Source organism: Halomonas qinghailakensis (assembly GCF_025820815.1).
Taxonomy (GTDB): domain Bacteria; phylum Pseudomonadota; class Gammaproteobacteria; order Pseudomonadales; family Halomonadaceae; genus Vreelandella; species Vreelandella qaidamensis.
This window is the reverse complement of record NZ_CP096973.1, coordinates 40,017-57,013: the sequence shown is the minus strand read 5'-3', so window position 1 is coordinate 57,013 and position 16,997 is coordinate 40,017. Positions and strand designations below refer to the sequence as shown.

The 16,997-nt window shown below is 50.6% G+C and carries 14 protein-coding genes and 3 pseudogenes; 11 read left to right on the top strand and 6 right to left on the bottom strand.

What is annotated here, in order from left to right:
* Positions 1-64 precede the first annotated feature (64 nt).
* Together M0220_RS00300 and M0220_RS00295 are read left to right on the top strand one after the other, a co-directional pair.
* Positions 65-1,474: a hypothetical protein gene (locus M0220_RS00300; RefSeq protein WP_264018352.1), complete on the top strand. Its 1,410-nt coding sequence runs from the start codon at positions 65-67 to the stop codon at positions 1,472-1,474.
* A 38-nt stretch (positions 1,475-1,512) separates the two neighbouring features.
* A pseudogene (locus tag M0220_RS00295) lies at positions 1,513-1,690 on the top strand (IS630-like element ISHsp2 family transposase); the annotation flags it as partial.
* A 659-nt stretch (positions 1,691-2,349) separates the two neighbouring features.
* On the opposite strand, the pseudogene tnpC reads toward M0220_RS00295, so the two are convergent.
* From tnpC to M0220_RS00275, 4 genes and pseudogenes are all read right to left on the bottom strand, one after another.
* Positions 2,350-3,045, bottom strand: a pseudogene (gene tnpC / locus M0220_RS00290) (IS66 family transposase); the annotation flags it as partial.
* Positions 3,035-3,385 (bottom strand): annotated as a pseudogene (locus tag M0220_RS00285) (hypothetical protein); the annotation flags it as partial. The pseudogenes tnpC and M0220_RS00285, both read right to left, overlap by 11 nt.
* A 348-nt stretch (positions 3,386-3,733) precedes the next feature.
* On the bottom strand, positions 3,734-3,958 hold the full coding sequence (locus M0220_RS00280) for a Txe/YoeB family addiction module toxin (protein ID WP_232222335.1): 225 nt from the start codon (positions 3,956-3,958) through the stop codon (positions 3,734-3,736).
* Positions 3,959-3,986: 28 nt separating this feature from the next.
* The gene (locus M0220_RS00275) at positions 3,987-4,259 is read right to left on the bottom strand and encodes a type II toxin-antitoxin system Phd/YefM family antitoxin (RefSeq protein ID WP_030069309.1); all 273 of its coding nucleotides are present in this window, start codon (positions 4,257-4,259) and stop codon (positions 3,987-3,989) included.
* Between the two features lie 157 nt (positions 4,260-4,416).
* Here M0220_RS00275 and M0220_RS00270 point away from each other — a divergent pair, with 157 nt between their 5' ends.
* Together M0220_RS00270 and M0220_RS00265 are read left to right on the top strand one after the other, a co-directional pair.
* Positions 4,417-5,790 (top strand): flavin monoamine oxidase family protein, encoded by a 1,374-nt coding sequence (locus tag M0220_RS00270; RefSeq protein ID WP_264018351.1) that lies wholly within the window; start codon positions 4,417-4,419, stop codon positions 5,788-5,790.
* A gap of 104 nt (positions 5,791-5,894) precedes the next feature.
* On the top strand, positions 5,895-6,236 hold the full coding sequence (locus tag M0220_RS00265) for a 5-carboxymethyl-2-hydroxymuconate Delta-isomerase (RefSeq protein ID WP_264018350.1): 342 nt from the start codon (positions 5,895-5,897) through the stop codon (positions 6,234-6,236).
* Between the two features lie 122 nt (positions 6,237-6,358).
* Here M0220_RS00265 and M0220_RS00260 read toward each other — a convergent pair whose 3' ends face one another.
* Positions 6,359-7,450, bottom strand: a complete 1,092-nt coding sequence (locus tag M0220_RS00260; protein ID WP_264018349.1) for a TauD/TfdA dioxygenase family protein — start codon at positions 7,448-7,450, stop codon at positions 6,359-6,361.
* Positions 7,451-7,609: 159 nt separating this feature from the next.
* Complete coding sequence (locus tag M0220_RS00255) at positions 7,610-8,500, bottom strand: LysR family transcriptional regulator (RefSeq protein ID WP_030069317.1); 891 nt, start codon at positions 8,498-8,500, stop codon at positions 7,610-7,612.
* Positions 8,501-8,698: 198 nt separating this feature from the next.
* Here M0220_RS00255 and leuC point away from each other — a divergent pair, with 198 nt between their 5' ends.
* From leuC to M0220_RS00220, 7 genes are all read left to right on the top strand, one after another.
* Positions 8,699-10,150, top strand: coding sequence for a 3-isopropylmalate dehydratase large subunit (leuC, locus tag M0220_RS00250; RefSeq protein ID WP_030069319.1), 1,452 nt, complete (start codon positions 8,699-8,701; stop codon positions 10,148-10,150).
* Between the two features lie 3 nt (positions 10,151-10,153).
* Positions 10,154-10,801, top strand: a complete 648-nt coding sequence (gene leuD / locus M0220_RS00245; RefSeq protein WP_030069321.1) for a 3-isopropylmalate dehydratase small subunit — start codon at positions 10,154-10,156, stop codon at positions 10,799-10,801.
* A gap of 42 nt (positions 10,802-10,843) precedes the next feature.
* Positions 10,844-11,923, top strand: a complete 1,080-nt coding sequence (gene leuB, locus M0220_RS00240; protein ID WP_030069323.1) for a 3-isopropylmalate dehydrogenase — start codon at positions 10,844-10,846, stop codon at positions 11,921-11,923.
* 127 nt (positions 11,924-12,050) lie between these two features.
* The gene (asd, locus tag M0220_RS00235; RefSeq protein ID WP_030069325.1) at positions 12,051-13,163 is read left to right on the top strand and encodes an aspartate-semialdehyde dehydrogenase; all 1,113 of its coding nucleotides are present in this window, start codon (positions 12,051-12,053) and stop codon (positions 13,161-13,163) included.
* 275 nt (positions 13,164-13,438) lie between these two features.
* A complete protein-coding gene (locus tag M0220_RS00230) occupies positions 13,439-15,355 on the top strand; it encodes a type IV pilus assembly protein FimV (protein ID WP_264018348.1) in 1,917 nt (638 codons plus the stop codon).
* A 24-nt stretch (positions 15,356-15,379) separates the two neighbouring features.
* Positions 15,380-16,345, top strand: a complete 966-nt coding sequence (truA, locus tag M0220_RS00225; protein WP_030069328.1) for a tRNA pseudouridine(38-40) synthase TruA — start codon at positions 15,380-15,382, stop codon at positions 16,343-16,345.
* A complete protein-coding gene (locus M0220_RS00220) occupies positions 16,342-16,977 on the top strand; it encodes a phosphoribosylanthranilate isomerase (RefSeq protein WP_035536122.1) in 636 nt (211 codons plus the stop codon). Before truA ends, M0220_RS00220 begins: the two co-directional genes overlap by 4 nt.
* Positions 16,978-16,997 lie beyond the last annotated feature (20 nt).

Here is a 16,997-nt window from a genome sequence, read left to right as displayed (position 1 = left end):
AGCAGCTCAAATCGGTCATTCAAGTGTTTCTTCTGATGATTCAGGTATTAGTGAGTTTTCCTCGATGCGAGCAAATGCTCAGGGTCATATTGCACTTATCTATGCTGAAAAACTGCATCTTGAAGAGGCTCTGCGTGTCCTGAATGGTATAGATCAGCGTGCAAACAATGATCGTTTTGTTAGTGATTTAGTTACGATGGTATTCAGGAGTGAATATGATCATCAAACTCAGTTTAATACCTTGTCTTTATTGGCCAATATCCAAGAAGCGTTTCAACGCGATAAAACTGCAGCCAATATTGCTGTGCTTATTGCTGAGTTAGGAAACATACCAAAAGCGTTAGAGTTAATAGCAGCTATTCAAGCCTATCCAGTGGTTCAAGATGATGCGCTGGTTAGAGTTACCGCAAGCTTGCTAGAAGCAGGAGATGCCAAACAAGCTGAGCGAGTGGCACTCACCGTGGAGTCTGATAGTTATCAAAGCGCCGCTCTTTTAGCGATTGTGGACTTTTATGCCCAAGAAAGTCAGTTTGAAGATGCCGAATGTGTTTCGAATCGTATCCTAGACACTTCCTATCAGATTAGCAGTTTGCTTCGGATTGCGATTGCTAAGGAAGATTGGAATGAAGCGGATGGCGCTAATGTTTATTGGATAAAAGCGCAGCAGCTTGCAAACCGGTTAGGTGATCAGCATCGTAAATGGGTGTTACACGACATTTCATTAGCGAGGCTGCAAGCTGGGCACTCACATGAAAGTTGCGATTTCGCGTTTGATATTAGTGAGAGGCTTGATTCATTTGAAATCGAATTTGACCGCAATAATGTTTTGAACGATATGATTAAAGTAAGTGCTGAGGCTGGTTTAATCGCTTATGCTGAAGAGTTGCTCGCTTATCACTCCAATGAGTTTGGCTATGATTTAGGTGTTCATTTAATAATTAACTCTCTAATTGATGCAAAAGAATTTTCTGAGGCTGCGCGCATTGCAAAAATCACTATCGATGAATTACAGCGAATGGAGCATTACATGGCAATTGGTTCTGCTCTTTCACGTGATGGTCAATATACTGAAGCGCTTGAACTCCAAGATAATATTGAAAGTACTTTTCCGCGAACTCGTGATAGTTTATTAAGAAATATTGCTCGTGATTTGGTGTTTGCGAATATGCCGGAAGACGCTGAGAGCATTATTTTGCGCATGAATAACATGAGTGATGATTTTCACCTTCTGGGTGACATAGCAAGCGCCTATATTGCTCAAAATAATGAGTCTGATGCTGATCGTTTGTTGTTGATGCTCGAACATATGGCTAAGGAAGTAGATAATGAATTACAAACTGCCTTGATACTGCTTGATATCACTAGATTGCGAGCAATGATGGGGCAGTTTGCTAAAGCAGGGGTGCTCGCATCAGGTATCGCGCAAGAGCAGTATCGAGCTCGTGCGTTTGCCAATATTGCTCTTAGCTTATGATGGAAACCCCTTTTACTCTATCTGTAACACTGAATACATTGAAACAATGGAAAAACGTTGGGACTTGACAGGCTCATCGATAAACCCCGTGATGGTTAGACTCCTATTCTCGATGAGCACAACTCACAGCGATTGAAAGAAATGTTTGTTGAGCACTCGCATCAAGTTCGATACCTACAAGCTCGGTTTCAGGAAATCACTGGCAATGTCAGCAGCCTTTGACAAGTTTGTAACTTAGAAAGACCCCGAAACCCTTGTCATTGCTGTGCTTGATAATACTAGTAGACACTTAACGTGCTGGCAGGTGAACTGCTATTGGTAAAAGGTTTTTGAACGGCTGGCGATGGTGTGAAAAACCTATCAGTACAGAGTTCGGGGTGGATTCCATTAAAGAGTTTAGAAGAGGCTACGGAGTAGTCTCTAATGCCGCGTACTCAGACTGCATTATTCATAAGAAGCAAGCAGTGAGCTATTATTGAACGTTGATATTCTTCATTAAGCTGATGGAGTGATTTGTGAGAAAACCCATAATCGCCATTGCGTTGCTTTTGGTTTCACTGGTTGCAACGAACGTTTGGTGGGCCTACTGGGTAGTAGACGCTGGTGTTTCGTATACATATCTACGGGCATCGTATGAGGACAGCCAACGAGCACTTTCGCAAGCCCTCGCAATTATTGAAGTTGTAGGTGATGGCAGCGCGTCGCGAGATCAAATAGTTCAGGCAGCGCAAGGTGCTCAGTTGTCCTGGGAGCCATTTGAACATGATGGTTACTTGTGGGTTGGTCGTTTGAAACTGCGTTTTAACGAGTCAGGGTATCTCATAGAGGCTGTCGCCTGGTAAGCGATCCACTAATCCCATCTATGTAGATTTCGCTTAGACCGGTAATGTCTCTTTCCACTGCCAGGGCAACAGCGTACTGAAGACATCATTGTCTAGGGTAGGCAGTGTCGCGAAGACGTACTGTAAGTAGTCATGGGGCGAGAGACCATTGGCTTTGGCGGTTTCGATCAGACTGTAGATGGCCGCGCTGGCATGAGCACCGCTCGAGGTGTGGCTGAACAGCCAGTTTTTACGCCCCACCAGAACGGTCGGACAGCATTCTCTGCCGGATTGTTGTCCAGCGGGATCAGACCATCTTCCAGGAACTGGATCAGGCGGGGCCACTGCTTGTCCAAGTAGTGCAGGGCTTTACCCAGCGTGCTTTTGGGTAGCACCTGGGCCAGTGACTTGTCGAGCCAGGTGCGCAGTTGATAGATTAAGGGACGGCTCTTCTGTTCACGCAGCGCCTGACGCGCGTCGGGTCCAAGGGCCTTTGCCTGTTTTTCCACGCCATACAGCTTACGGATTTGGTTCAGTGCCCAGTCTGCTTTGCCAGTTTTGCCTTTGGGCTGTACTTTCTGGACGTCCACGAACTTACGCCGGGCATGCGCCCAGCAAGCCTGCATGGATGATTCCATTACGGCGCACGATCTCGGCATAGCCTTCATAGTCATCGGTGAGTAAGCGACCCACATAGTCGCCCAACAGATCAATGGACACCCGCCCGTCGCGGCTGGCGGCGTGGCGAAAGTGAAAAGCTATCCACTTCGGCTAAATCAAACCGCCGCCTAAGCTCTAACGTCGTTAGCAGCTCTGAAAGCATCGCCAACGGAAACCCAATCAGCGCAATCTGGCCGTACTGTAACTCTGGTACCAGCGCAATCACCACCGCCATAGAGGCAAAGAAGGGCGACCGCAATGCCGCACTTGAAAGCCCACGGTTCAGCGCTAACAGCTGGGGCGTGGTTAGCAGTGAGCGCCTAGCTAAGCCTAAGCGGTCGCCCACCATAAAAATCGTTGAAAGATTCAAAATAGTGCCGAAAAGTGCACCCCCCAGCCACGTGCGCAGCACGCCATCTGCACCAGCACACCCGCCACCCACTGCCGCATCGTTGTCTCTTGCATCTCAATCCCTTACTGGTTGAGTTAGCAGGCTAATAGGATTCTTAACCGTTGGCTAGCGCAAGAGAAGCGAAGAGGGCGTTTACCGAAAGAAAAGTCGAATTCTCGTAGCGCGGTGCCTGATGCTGCCCACAGGCCGCGAATTATTGTGGGAGGGCGCTTCAGCGCGCGATGATAATGCCGCCAACATTGGCCGCGCCGTTATAACCAATGAAAGCCCAATGAAAGCAACGTGTAGCGCGTAACGAATCTGCGAGGAACGAGCAGCGAGACACCCGCGAAGACGTGGCTCGAAAAAAGGAGGACTACAGTGTTGTTAGGACTGATCGTAGTGACCACCAATAGCGAATATATAAATGGACCTGTCATCGAATCGATATATTAAACGATCTTTCTGTGATATCCGCTTAGACCACAGGCCAGAGAGGTTATGCTTTAGAGGTTCAGGTTTTCCAAGGCCAGAGGAGGGGGCATTTGATCGCAGCATTTCCTTAAGCAATTTGCACAAGGCTTTGTGTAATCGTTTGTCTTTTTCGCGCATAACCTCATACGCTTCCCAAGTGTTGCCCTCAAAGACCAGTGATCTCATCCATTTGCTCGCTCGTCGGTTTATAGCCTGTTTTACTGCTGTGGGTGTCAAGAGAGTCGCTAATCTGCTGCATGAGATTCTTGTTTTGGAGCACGTGGAGGGTTTCCTGTTCTCGCTCCCAGTCCTCAGCGCTGATTACCACGAAAGCCTCTCCGGCTCGTCGCGTTACTTTGAGCGGCTCGTGCCTGCTAACTACTTGCTCTACAACACTTTTAAGGTTATCCCTGAATTTGTTTACGCTAATTGTGTCCATAACGGCACCTTTATGTACGGGTTTTCCGTACAAGTATACGAAAAAAGCCCCAACAAGACCAAGCACGGTGACGCCTCTTTCGTTGCGGCTTCGCCGTCACTAAAGCCGCGCGTGCTGCGGGCATTATGCATCACCACTGTGAGGGGTGAGGTGTTTCATGAACAAGCGTGATTTTCTGAAATTGCTGGCTCTGGTATTCGTTAGTAGTAAGGCCAGTGGGCGTGGCGGTGATGATGACAAGACCATCGGTAATGGTCGTCAGCGGATTGTGGTTATCGGGGCCGGTTTGGCGGGGTTAGTGGCGGCAAAAGAGCTCATGGGGGCGGGGCATCATGTGATTGTGTTGGAAGCGCGAGACCGTATTGGTGGCCGAATCTGGACGAGCAAGAAATGGCCTGACGTACCCCTTGATATGGGCGCGACGTGGATTCACGGTGTTTCTGGTAATCCAATTAGCGAGCTGGCCGATCAATTGGGGGCGAGGCGCTTGGTGACAAGCTACGAGCGAGCCGTTACTTACACTACCGACGGTCAAGCATTCTCGGAAGTCGAAGAAGCCAAACTTGAGGCTGTCCGGAGAAGAATGTTTGCTGCATTGCGCAAAGCACAGAGTGCGGATGCAGACACCTCTATCAGGCAGGTGGTCAACTTGCTTGAGAAAAATTTCGCAAGCGATCCAGAAGCGCTACGCTTCATGAGTTTCTGCTTGTCGGGAAACATTGAACAAGAGTATGCGGGGAGTGCGAGTCGTCTTTCATCATATTGGTACGACAGTGCAGAAGAGTTCGATGGGGATGATGTTTTGTTTGCACAGGGATTCAGCGTCATCACCGAGTATTTGGCGCAGGATGTCGACATTAGGCTGTCTCAGGTGGTCAACGAAATAAAGTGGCAGGATGAATCAGCGGTCAGCGTCCGCACCACAGACAATGAATTTATAGCTGATCGGGTTGTTGTCACACTGCCACTCGGTGTGCTGCAACACAATGATGTGCGCTTCGTTCCAGCGTTACCCGAAGAAAAGCGAAATGCTATTAGCAAGCTTGGCATGGGGGTGTTGAATAAGTGCTACCTTAGATTTGAGCAAGCCTTCTGGCCTGAGGACATGGATTGGCTTGAATATGTTTCGGCAAAGCATGGCGAGTGGACTGAATGGGTTAGCTTTCAGCGAGCGGTAAACATGCCAATATTGCTAGGGTTTAATGCCGCTGATCGTGGGCGTGACATTGAAGCATGGTCAGACGAGCAGATTGTGGCGAGTGCTATGGAAACGTTGAGGACTATCTTTGGTGCCGATATACCGCAGCCCGTCGACTATCAGATCACGCGCTGGGCATCTGATTCCTTTACGAGAGGTTCGTACTCTTACAATGCCCTAGGTTCAACCCCCGTGATGCGCGATGCCCTAGCTAGCGCGTTGAATAAACAGTTATTTTTTGCCGGGGAAGCGACCGACAGAGATTATTTCGGGACCGCGCATGGAGCTTTTTTATCTGGTCTACGAGTATCTAGAGATATTCTATCGATATGACTTATCGCCAACCAGGAGCGTATTGTAAATGGTGCTATAAAATGGTGAGAAACTGGTAGAGCAATCGATAGAAAGAACAATAACTTTATATTTTTGGAGCAGCCATGCCACATTGCATTGTTGAACATTCGGCATCGTTGGACGGTGAGTTGATATTGCCATTGGTATTTTTAGGTGCCATGAAGTCGGCGCTATTTGAGACTGATGGCAGTGACATAAAAGTAAGGTCAATCGCTTATCAAAACTATCTGACGGGGCAGGAAAAATCTGATTTTATACATGTGATTTTAAAGATTTTGTCGGGTAGAACTTCTGACCAGAAACATATGCTTTCAACGGCGGTATTAACACAACTTCAAGAACTTGAACTTCACGATTGCTCATTAACCGTCGAAGTAATAGATATTGAGCGTGCTAGTTACTCAAAGCTGGTTCATGGAAAATAGGAAATGTGATGAGTTGTTACGAGGCTTTGAGTCTGACGTTACAAGCATAGGCCACCTGCTTGTGCCCGGATCAGTGTCGCTTTGGAAAGCCGATACTGATCCGTTTGCAATGTATTTTTGAGTCAGTTTTGCATTGGGATATCGTCTTTCCAGCGAAATCCAATTCCACCCGCTTTCCAGACACCGTCGTTATTAAATGGATGTGGCCCACCAAGATTAATATGCTGAGGCAGCCCAAAATGGGGGGCTAGGTTCTGTTTTGCTTTGACTGTTACTCGATCCATAATGCGCAGCCCCTGCTCTTCGGCAGACATATGCGCTTCAGGTGCAGCCCTATGTGCAAGAGCCCAGTTATCAATGTATAGCAAATCACCAGTATCGTAGTGATATCGAATGCCGTAGCCTTTTTCAAAGGAGGCGTTCAGTAAGTCGTTATAATCATTGAAAAGCTGCTTGAGCTCTTCTTCATTGAGCAAGCGCATCTGCTCCACGTTAGCTGCCTGCCGTTGAAGTTCATTAATGGGCACACCGTCTTCTGGCAGCCGTTCGATCACCGCACCTGTCATGCCTAGATGTAACCAGACGCTCTTGCGCCCAGAAATGGGATGAGTGTGAACAACAGGATGACTCACGCCTGAGGCGGAATTCACAGAGACTAGACGTTCCCAAAAGGCTTGTTTTTCCTTTGGCAGCACATCGAAAGCGGCGCCTTGGTGAGCGAAGTGAGTGCCGCCACCGTGTTCCGGGGCTCGCGCCATATAATAGGCAGAGTGGGAGAAGGTGTCGGCTTCGAAGCTCCCATCATTGTGCCACTGTGGGCCGACACCTAAGATGCCGTAGCGGTGATCATTAGAACAGCGGAAAATATCTCTGTTCATATCGGGAGTGGCAGGATGGACGCCATGAGTGGAATGGATTTCGCCAGCGCCCCACCATTTACTCGCATTAACCAGTTCATCCGTAGAAAGGTCAGTTTGATGCTTGAAAACGATGAAGCCGCGATTTGCCATTTCTACTTCCAGCGCTTTAATGACGGGGTCGGGAAGTCGTGAGCGAACATCAGCGCCGTAAATTTCAATGCCAAGTGGTGCTAGCGGTTTAATGCTTAACCCCTGCTGTTCAAAAAGCGAGATATGCTTAGGCGTGAGGGGTGGAATGGTTGGGGGCGTAGTGCTGAACGCGGTAGTGTTGGACGTTTCTGCTGATGTACCCATAGTTTTGAATTGTCCCAAATAGTTTTGAATTGCCTTAATAGTTTTGAATTACCTTAATGGTTAGTTTTTTATTAAGCCTAACGCAGTATATGGTGTTGGCAAATCCACGGTGTTCAAAGGTAAACACCAGTAAGAAAAGCAGCCTTAGCAACGATTGCCTCAGTGGCGTCGTGCCTCCTCCAGTTCCTCAATCATTTTTTTAGCGGCGTTGGAAAGTGTGCGGTTAGTGTGAACGAGGTAGCCCAGCGGGCGCTGTATGGGCGCGGTATCTACGTCTAGCTCGACCAGATCGCTATCAATCATGTTTTCGGGTAGTAGGCTCCAGCCAAGCCCTACGCTGCACATCATTTTCAGCGTTTCTAAATAGTTCGTCGCCATGCTGACAGGAAGCTGCAGGCCTGCTTCGGCAAAACGCTGGCCAATTAAAGTGCGGGTAAAGGTTTTTGCCCCTGGCAGCACGCAATTGAATTCACATAATTCAGCCAAGCTGAGCGGGCTGCGGTGGTGGTTGACGCGCTGGGCCAATGGATGGTCAGTGGCGCAGACAAAGCACAGCCTATCACGCCATAGTTCGACCACGTGCAGGTGTTCGACGGGGTGGGGGGAGAGAGTGACGATCGCCATCTCCAGCGTGCCGTCGACGACTCCTTGGTAGGCTAACTCTGAGTCCAGAAAATGTAGGTCCAACGCCACTTCTGGGTGGCGGTGAGTGTACTGCTTTAATAGCGGCGGCAGACGGTGCAGACCGATGTGGTGACTAGTGGCGAGCGTCAGCTTGCCGCCTACTTGGCCGGAAAGATTGGCGAGTGCGCGGCGGCTATCTTCCACGGTAAACAGTATGTGCTGTGCTTTGGGAAGTAATACATTGCCCGCTTCGGTCAGCGCAATGCGCCGCCCGATACGGTCAAACAATCGCGTGCCCAGCAGATCTTCCAGGGTGGCGATGCGTTTGCTTACCGCGGGTTGTGTTAAATACAGCTGTTCCGCCGCGCGGGAGAAGCTTTGGGTTTCAGCAACGGCCAGAAATGCTTGCAGGCTTTGGGTATCCACTCGCAACTCCCTGAGCAGGTTCTTCTAAAGAGTTTCTAAAAAGGTAGCGTTAAACATGTATTCCAATTTGGAATCTAAACTATGAATAACATGAATTGCTTTTATGCGCGACTCGCGTGACACTGCATGTATCGCACTATTAAGCAGCACGTAGAGGCTGCCATACCGAACTAGCAGGGCAATGCCCAGGAGAGCAACATGTCAGGTCAAACGCTTTACGACAAACTCTGGAACCAGCACTTGGTGAAGCAGCGTGATGATGGCACTGCGTTAATTTACATCGACCGCCAATTGCTGCACGAAGTCACTTCGCCTCAAGCGTTTGAAGGCCTGCGTTTAGCTAACCGCAAGCCCTGGCGTTTAGATGCCAACTTGGCAACGCCTGACCACAACGTTCCTACGACGGTAAAAGAGCGCGCTGAAGGCAATAGCGGTATTAAAGACCCTGTGTCGTTAATTCAGGTGCAAACCCTGGACGATAACTGCCTTGAGTACGGTATCGAAGAGTTCAAAATCAACGACCCGCGCCAGGGTATCGTGCACGTGGTAGGCCCAGAGCAGGGCGCAACGTTGCCAGGAATGACTGTGGTATGTGGCGATTCCCACACCGCTACCCACGGTGCGTTTGGTGCTTTGGCACACGGTATTGGTACCTCGGAAGTTGAACACGTCATGGCGACCCAGTGTTTGCTGGCGCAAAAAATGAAGAACATGCAGGTGCGTGTGGAAGGCGAGCTTGGCCTGGGCGTGACCGCTAAAGATGTAGTGTTGGCGATTATCGGTAAGATCGGCACCGCTGGTGGCACGGGCTATGCGATTGAGTTTGCGGGCAGCGCGATTGAATCGCTGTCTATGGAAGGCCGCATGACCGTGTGCAACATGGCGATTGAAGCTGGTGCTCGTGTGGGCCTAATTGCCGTTGATGACACGACGATTGACTACCTTGCCGAGCGTCCATTTGCGCCCACCGCCGAGCAGTGGGAAGGAGCTGTGGCGGACTGGCGTCAGTTGGTTTCTGATGCCGACGCACAGTTCGATAAAGTGGTTACTCTGCAAGCTGAAGAGATTGAACCGCAGGTAAGCTGGGGCACTAGCCCTGAAATGGTCACCGGTATTTCTGGCCAGGTGCCCGACCCAAAGGCTGCGTTAGATGAGACGGTACAGCGCAGCCACGCCCGCGCCCTCGAATATATGGGGTTGCAGGCGAACCAGAAAATTACTGATATCAAGCTTGATAAAGTGTTTATTGGTTCCTGTACTAATTCGCGTATTGAAGACTTACGCGAAGCCGCCAAAGTGGCTAAAGGCAACAAAGTCGCTGATTCTATTCAGTTGGCCATGGTGGTGCCGGGTTCTGGCTTAGTGAAGCGCCAAGCAGAAGCGGAAGGCTTGGATAAAATCTTTATTGAGGCAGGTTTTGAGTGGCGCGAGCCGGGTTGCTCCATGTGCTTGGCAATGAATGCCGACAAGTTGGGTGCTGGTGAGCACTGTGCATCGACGTCTAACCGCAATTTCGAAGGTCGTCAGGGCTACGGCGGTCGTACGCACTTGGTAAGCCCTGCGATGGCCGCAGCAGCAGCGATCGCTGGCCACTTTGTTGATGTACGTACCTTACCCGCTAACGACGCCAGCCACGCGCAGGAGGCCTAAACCATGAAAAAATTTGAACGTTTAGAAGGTGTGGTAGCGCCACTTGACCGCGCTAACGTCGATACCGACTTGATTATTCCGAAGCAGTTTTTGAAGTCGATTAAGCGTACTGGCTTTGGCGTGAACCTGTTTGATGAGCTGCGCTATTTAGATGAAGGCCAGCCAGGGCAAGACTGTTCACAGCGCCCGCTGAACCCTGATTTTGTATTAAACCAGCCGCGTTACCAAGGCGCTGAAGTGTTACTGGCGCGTCGTAATTTTGGCTGTGGCAGTTCCCGCGAGCACGCGCCTTGGGCGTTGGAAGACTTTGGTTTCAAAGTGGTGATTGCGCCAAGTTTTGCCGATATTTTCTATAACAACGCTTTCAAAAACGGCATTCTGTTGATTACGTTGGAAGAAGACGTAGTTGACCGCCTGTTTACGGAAGTGGAAGGCAGTGAAGGCTATCAGTTAGACGTAGATTTAGAAAATCAGCGGGTCATTACACCTGGTGGCGAAATTCTCGAATTTGAGGTGGATGAGTTCCGCAAGCACTGCCTGCTGAACGGACTGGATGATATTGGTATTACTCTGCAGGACGAAGACGCAATTCGCGCGTTTGAAGAAAAACACCGCCAGCAGCGTCCGTGGTTATTCCGTCAGCCTGCGTAAGCGTTCATTCACCTTTAACGTTTGAAATGCTAAGGAAATTGCATGACTCATAAGGTATTACTGCTGCCGGGTGATGGTATTGGCCCTGAAATTGCGGCCCAGGCGGCGCGCTTGCTGAAGGCCTGCCAGGAAGCTGGTTTGGATATCGAGGTCGAAGAGGGCCTTGTTGGTGGCTCTGCTTACGATGTTCACGGTGAGCCACTGCCTGCGGAAACCCTTGAAAAAGCCAAAGCGGCCAGCGCTATTTTGCTTGGCGCTGTTGGCGGTCCTAAGTGGGACAAGCTAGAGGACCTTTCCAAGCGTCCTGAAAAAGGCCTGCTAGGTCTGCGTAAAAACCTGGGTTTATTCGGCAACCTACGCCCGGCGATGCTTTATCCGCAGCTGGCTAGCGCCTCTAGTTTGAAGCCGGAGTTAGTCGCTGGGCTGGATATTATGATTGTCCGTGAGCTTACTGGTGGCATTTACTTCGGCCAGCCACGTGGCATTGAAGAGCGTAATGGTGAGCGGGTGGGTTTTAACACCTACATATATTCTGAGAGCGAAATTGAGCGTATTGGCCGTGTCGCCTTTGAAATGGCTCAGAAGCGCGGCAAAAAACTCTGCTCGGTAGATAAAGCCAACGTGCTTGAAGTCACTATTTTGTGGCGTGAAGTGATGGAGCGTTTGGCACCGGAGTACCCGGATGTTGAGCTTTCCCATATGTACGTAGATAACGCCGCTATGCAGCTGGTGCGCGCGCCAAAACAGTTTGATGTGGTGGTGACCGGCAACATGTTTGGCGATATTCTTTCTGATGCCGCTGCCATGCTTACCGGGTCTATCGGTATGTTGCCATCGGCGTCGCTAAACGAGAGTGGCCAGGGCATGTACGAGCCTTGCCACGGTAGCGCACCGGATATCGCTGGGCAGAATGTTGCTAACCCATTGGCCATGATGCTGTCTGTGGCGATGATGCTGCGCTACTCATTGAACGAAACCGCTATGGCTGAGCGTATTGAAGCCGCTGTTGGTAGTGTGTTGGATAATGGTTTGCGCACTGCTGACATTGCCTCAGAAGGTACGCGCCGTGTATCTACCGTTGAGATGGGCGATGCAGTATTGGCGGCCTTCGCAAAAGATTAAATTATGTATAAAGCGTGCTAACTAATTGACGCTGAAAGGTATTAACAGTCGGCCACCCAGGGGTGGCCGACGTCGTGTCTAATATTTGTGTATAATATGGCTCTCATTCTTAGTTGGAGGACTTCACATGTTGAAAGTCGGTTTCGTGGGATGGCGTGGCATGGTTGGCTCGGTGCTGATGCAGCGCATGCAGGATGATGGTGATTTTAACGGTATTGAACCGGTATTTTTCACCACCTCCCAAGTTGGTCAGCCTGGCCCCGATATCGGCGTGGACGTGCCTCCGCTGAAAGACGCGTTTGATATTGATGCGTTAAAAGCGCTGGATGTGGTAGTTACCTGTCAAGGTGGCGACTATACCAAGCCGGTTTATAAAGACTTACGCGAGGCGGGCTGGAAAGGCTACTGGATTGATGCGGCCAGCACCCTGCGCATGGAAGACGAAGCGACCATTATTCTTGATCCGGTCAACCGTAAGGTGATCGATGACCAGCTAGCGAAGGGGGCTAAAACCTTTGTCGGCGGTAACTGCACCGTGAGCCTGATGCTGATGGGGCTGGGTGGCTTGTTTGAAGCAGATATGGTTGAGTGGATGACCTCCATGACATACCAAGCCGCTTCCGGTTCAGGTGCAAAGCACATGCGCGAGCTGTTGAACCAGATGGGGCAGTTGCGCGATAGCGTAGGCGAAGAGCTTAAAGATACCTCTAGTGCGATTCTGGATATCGACCGTAAAGTGACTGCTGCGATGCGCAGCGGCGACTTCCCCACGGATAATTTTGGAGCACCGTTAGCGGGCAGCCTGCTGCCATGGATCGATACCAAGCTTGATAACGGCCAAAGCCGTGAAGAGTGGAAGGGCAGTGTTGAAACCAATAAGATCTTAGGTTTGCAAAACAATCCGATTCCCATTGATGGCCTTTGCGTGCGTATCGGTGCAATGCGTTCTCACAGTCAAGCGTTCACCATTAAGCTGAAGCAGGATGTACCGCTTGACGAGATCGAAGATCGCATCGCTAAGCATAATGAGTGGGTTCAACTGATCCCGAACGACAAAGACGCCACTGTTGCTGGCCTAACGCCTGCTGCTGCGACTGGTACGCTGCAAGTGCCGGTTGGTCGTCTACGCAAGCTGAATATGGGTGGCGAATACCTATCTGCCTTCAGTGTTGGTGACCAGTTGTTATGGGGTGCTGCCGAGCCGCTTAAGCGTATGCTGAAAATCTTACGCGAACAGTAAGCACACCGTGCTTTAAGCAAGATTGTTGAATCGAAACGGGAAGCTGTTCGCAGCTTCCCGTTTTTGTATGCTCCCATTGGCCCTAACCTGTCGTTGATACCCCGTTTTATGCGTTTTAATGGATAGGTGCTACTAAGTTGGCGTTGAGCTAGTCCTAGATTGGTATAGGTAGTAATGATCAGTGTGTGGTAAAAACGATTGACTCCATGACATGGGGGCCTGTTTTGACCGTGCTATTAGAGTGCTACTAACAAAGAAACGCAGTAGGGGCGTGAATGAAAAAAAAGTTGGCAGGGTTGCTGTGGCTATCGCTTACTGCTGTTAGTCCGTTAGCGCTGGCTCTCGGGTTGGGCCCAGCAACGGTAAATTCACCGTTAGATGCGCCGCTTGATGCAACAGTGCCACTTCAGGAAAGCGAGCGTTTTGCGCTGAGTGATTTACGTGTTGAAGTAGCAAACGAATCGGCGTTTAGGGCGCTGGGTTTAGAGTGGACACCGCTCACGGCAAGTATCAGTGTGCAAATTCAAGCGCAACCTGACGGGCATCGGCTGCTGCTGCGCTCTTCTCAAGCGGTTCATGAGCCATGGCTGGATTTACTGCTATCTATTTCCTCGCCGGAAGGGCGCCAAACGCGTGCGTTAACGCTGTTATTTGATCCCCCTGAATATGCAATGGGCAGCCAAGAGGGTGCAGTAAGCACGCCTGAAGTGCCTAGTCGCACCTCTGTCGTCACTTCACCAGCTGCAAGAGATATTGCTTATGTAGCAAGTGGCGATACTTTTTGGGGCGTTGCTGCAAGGGTGAAACCGTCCGACGTTACCATTCAACAAATGATGATGGCGCTTTTAGAGGCCAACCCAGGCGCGTTCCCTACGGGTAATGTGGATGAACTCCGTGCAGGGCAGACGCTCAATATTCCCAGTCGTCAGCGGATAACCTCACGAACGCCCAGTGATGCCGCCCAGGCGATTCAGGCGATGCGGCAGCCTGCAAGTCGTCCGGTGGCTGAGCCCCAAGAAACCTTTGAAGGCCGTGAGCCAAGCATCGAGCAGGCCAGCGAGCCTGCTATGGTGAGTGATGATCAGGGCGCCAATCAATCTCAGGAAATGTCTGAGGCTGTGGCCTTCGACGAAGAGCAAGTGCTAGCCGAACAGCTGTTGGAAAGCCAAGCTAGGCTGCAAGCGGCACAGGATGAGCGGGATCAAATACGTGGTGATCTAGCCACGTTGCGTGAAGAAGTGGTGTCTTTAACCCAAGCGTTGAACGCCTCTCAACGTGAGCTGCGGGAGGTGACTGACCTAACCGATGCGCTAGCAGGAAGTGCCACGCTGTCAGGGAGTAATACAGAGAATAGTGCGACCAGTGAGATGGCTAGTTTTAACCGCCCACAGAGTACGTCTGAAACTATCATTCAGCGCATTACTGCGTATCAGTGGCCGTTGGCTAGTGTCATCTTGGCACTATTGTTAGGAGCGCTAATATGGTCGCGTAAGCGACGAGAACGTGAGTGGGAAGACGTGCCTGCAGCGGCCTCCTTGTCTACATCTACAGACAAGTCTCCGGAGTCACCTAGGCCTGTGGTCGCCGCTGAGAAAACCGTCGAGCCTAGCGGGCCGCATGAGTCCTCAGTATTTAATGTTGCAGAGCATGAGGCGTCTGAGCAGAGCGTTTCAGAGCCAGTTGAGCCAGTTGAGCCAGTTGAGTCGGCTGAACCAGTTGAGCCGGTGTCCTTTGCACCAGACGATGTGGGCCCAAAACCGTTCGCGCCTGTATTATCAGCTTCAGAACCGGCATTATCAGGCTCGGATGTGTCAACGCCAGACATTGCAGCGCAATCTAGTGCGCCGTTTGAAGAAGAAAAAGATGACAGGGAGCATGTTGGCGAAGAAGTGTTAGCGCTTGATAACGCTTTTTTAGCGGCTCCCGAGCCAGTCGAAGAACCTGTATCGTACGGTGAGGGGCAGCAAGATAGTACGATTGACTATGAGCCGCCCGCTATCGAACCTCACGAACCGGCGGTAGAGGCTCCCAGGCAACCAGCAGTCGATTTTACCTGGGACTACGTGTCTGCTGAGCAAGAGAGTGGTATGGCTAAAGCAGCCACAGTACAACAGCAAAAAGCTGCTGAAGATGAGTGGGAAATCGAAGAGGTGGCATTCGAGCCGCGACGTCGGGATAATGGTGCACCTTAACCATTTTCTATGTGACGTGGCTTCATGACGCTGTTTTACCATTTTGACGAAACAACGCCCTTAACTGGGCGCCTAGCGATGGGCATTGAATACGATGGTACGCGCTTTTGCGGCTTTCAGCGTTTGAAGCACGCAGCCTCCGTTCAACAGGCAGTGGAAGACGCGCTTGAAAAAGTGGCTAGTGCGCCAGTGCGCATTCATGCCAGTGGTCGAACCGATTCTGGCGTGCATGCCACACGCCAGGTGATTCATTTTGATCCTCCCGTTCAACGTTCTGAAAAAGCGTGGATTTTTGGCAGCAACACCAACCTTCCCAGAGACGTTGCTGTGCGCTGGGTAAAACCCGTCTCAGATGACTTTCATTCGCGCCTCGGCGCGCTTGGGCGTCGCTATCGCTATATTTTGTTGAATCAAATTAGCCGACCTGTGCTAGAGCGCCATAACGTAACCTGGTGCCGAGACCCGCTAGATGCCGACGCTATGCATCGGGCAGCACAAGCCTTGGTAGGCGAGCACGACTTCAGCAGTTTTCGAGCGGCGGGCTGTCAGTCCAAAACGCCTTGGCGACAAATGCACTTTGTAGAAGTGAAGCGCTACGGGCCGATAGTAGTGATTGATATTCAGGGCAATGCTTTTCTGCACCATATGATTCGCAATATTGCCGGGGCGTTGGTCAGCGTAGGGCGCGGTTCCCAGGATGAAGGGCATATTGAGCGCCTGCTGGCACTGAAGAATCGCCGTAAAGGCGATGTTACCGCACCGGCCTGCGGCCTTCATTTTGTAGACTCACTTTATGATGAGCGTTTTGACCTACCAAAAGAGCCGCTAGGACCTAATTTGCTTGCATTTACCGGTGAATGGACTGGCGAGCGTGTGCTGCCTGATAACCCACGCATTGCTGCAAGGCGTAAATTGACGTTCAAGAAGCAGGAGCCCTTAGAGTACTTAGCGCAAAAAGAGCCTTTCGAACAGCAGGAGACGTCATCGTGAGTGCATATTCAGCTCGCACGCGGATTAAATTTTGTGGCTTAACTCGCCATGAAGACATCACACTGGCAGCAGCGTTGGGTGTGGATGCACTGGGCTTCGTAATGTGGCCCAAGAGTGCCCGCAGCATAACGCCTGCATTACTGGAAGAGCTGGCAGCGCAAGTACCTGCCTTTGTGACCCGGGTAGGTTTGTTTGTTAACCAGCCCGCTGAGTTCATTGAACAGTGCTTGCCTTATCTGGATTTAATCCAGTTTCATGGTGATGAGCCAGCTTCGTTCTGCCAGCAGTTTGGGCGGCCTTGGATTAAAGCGCTGCGTATGCGTGACGATATCGATTTGCATCAGGCGGCGGCTGACTATTCTCACGCGCAAGCGCTGCTATTAGATGCCTACCGACCGGGTACGCCAGGGGGAACCGGAGAGACCTTTGATTGGTCCAGAATACCCTCAACCCTGGAAAAACCTGTTATCCTGGCTGGTGGGTTAACGATTGATAATGTGGCTTTAGCGGTTAGCCAAGTAATGCCTTATGCTGTTGATGTCTCTGGTGGTATAGAAACCACTCCCGGCGTAAAAGATGCTGATTTAATGACGTCTTTTGTCAAACATGTGGCGTTAGCCAGCGTCCAATAAGTTTATTGCGTAGCACGCCC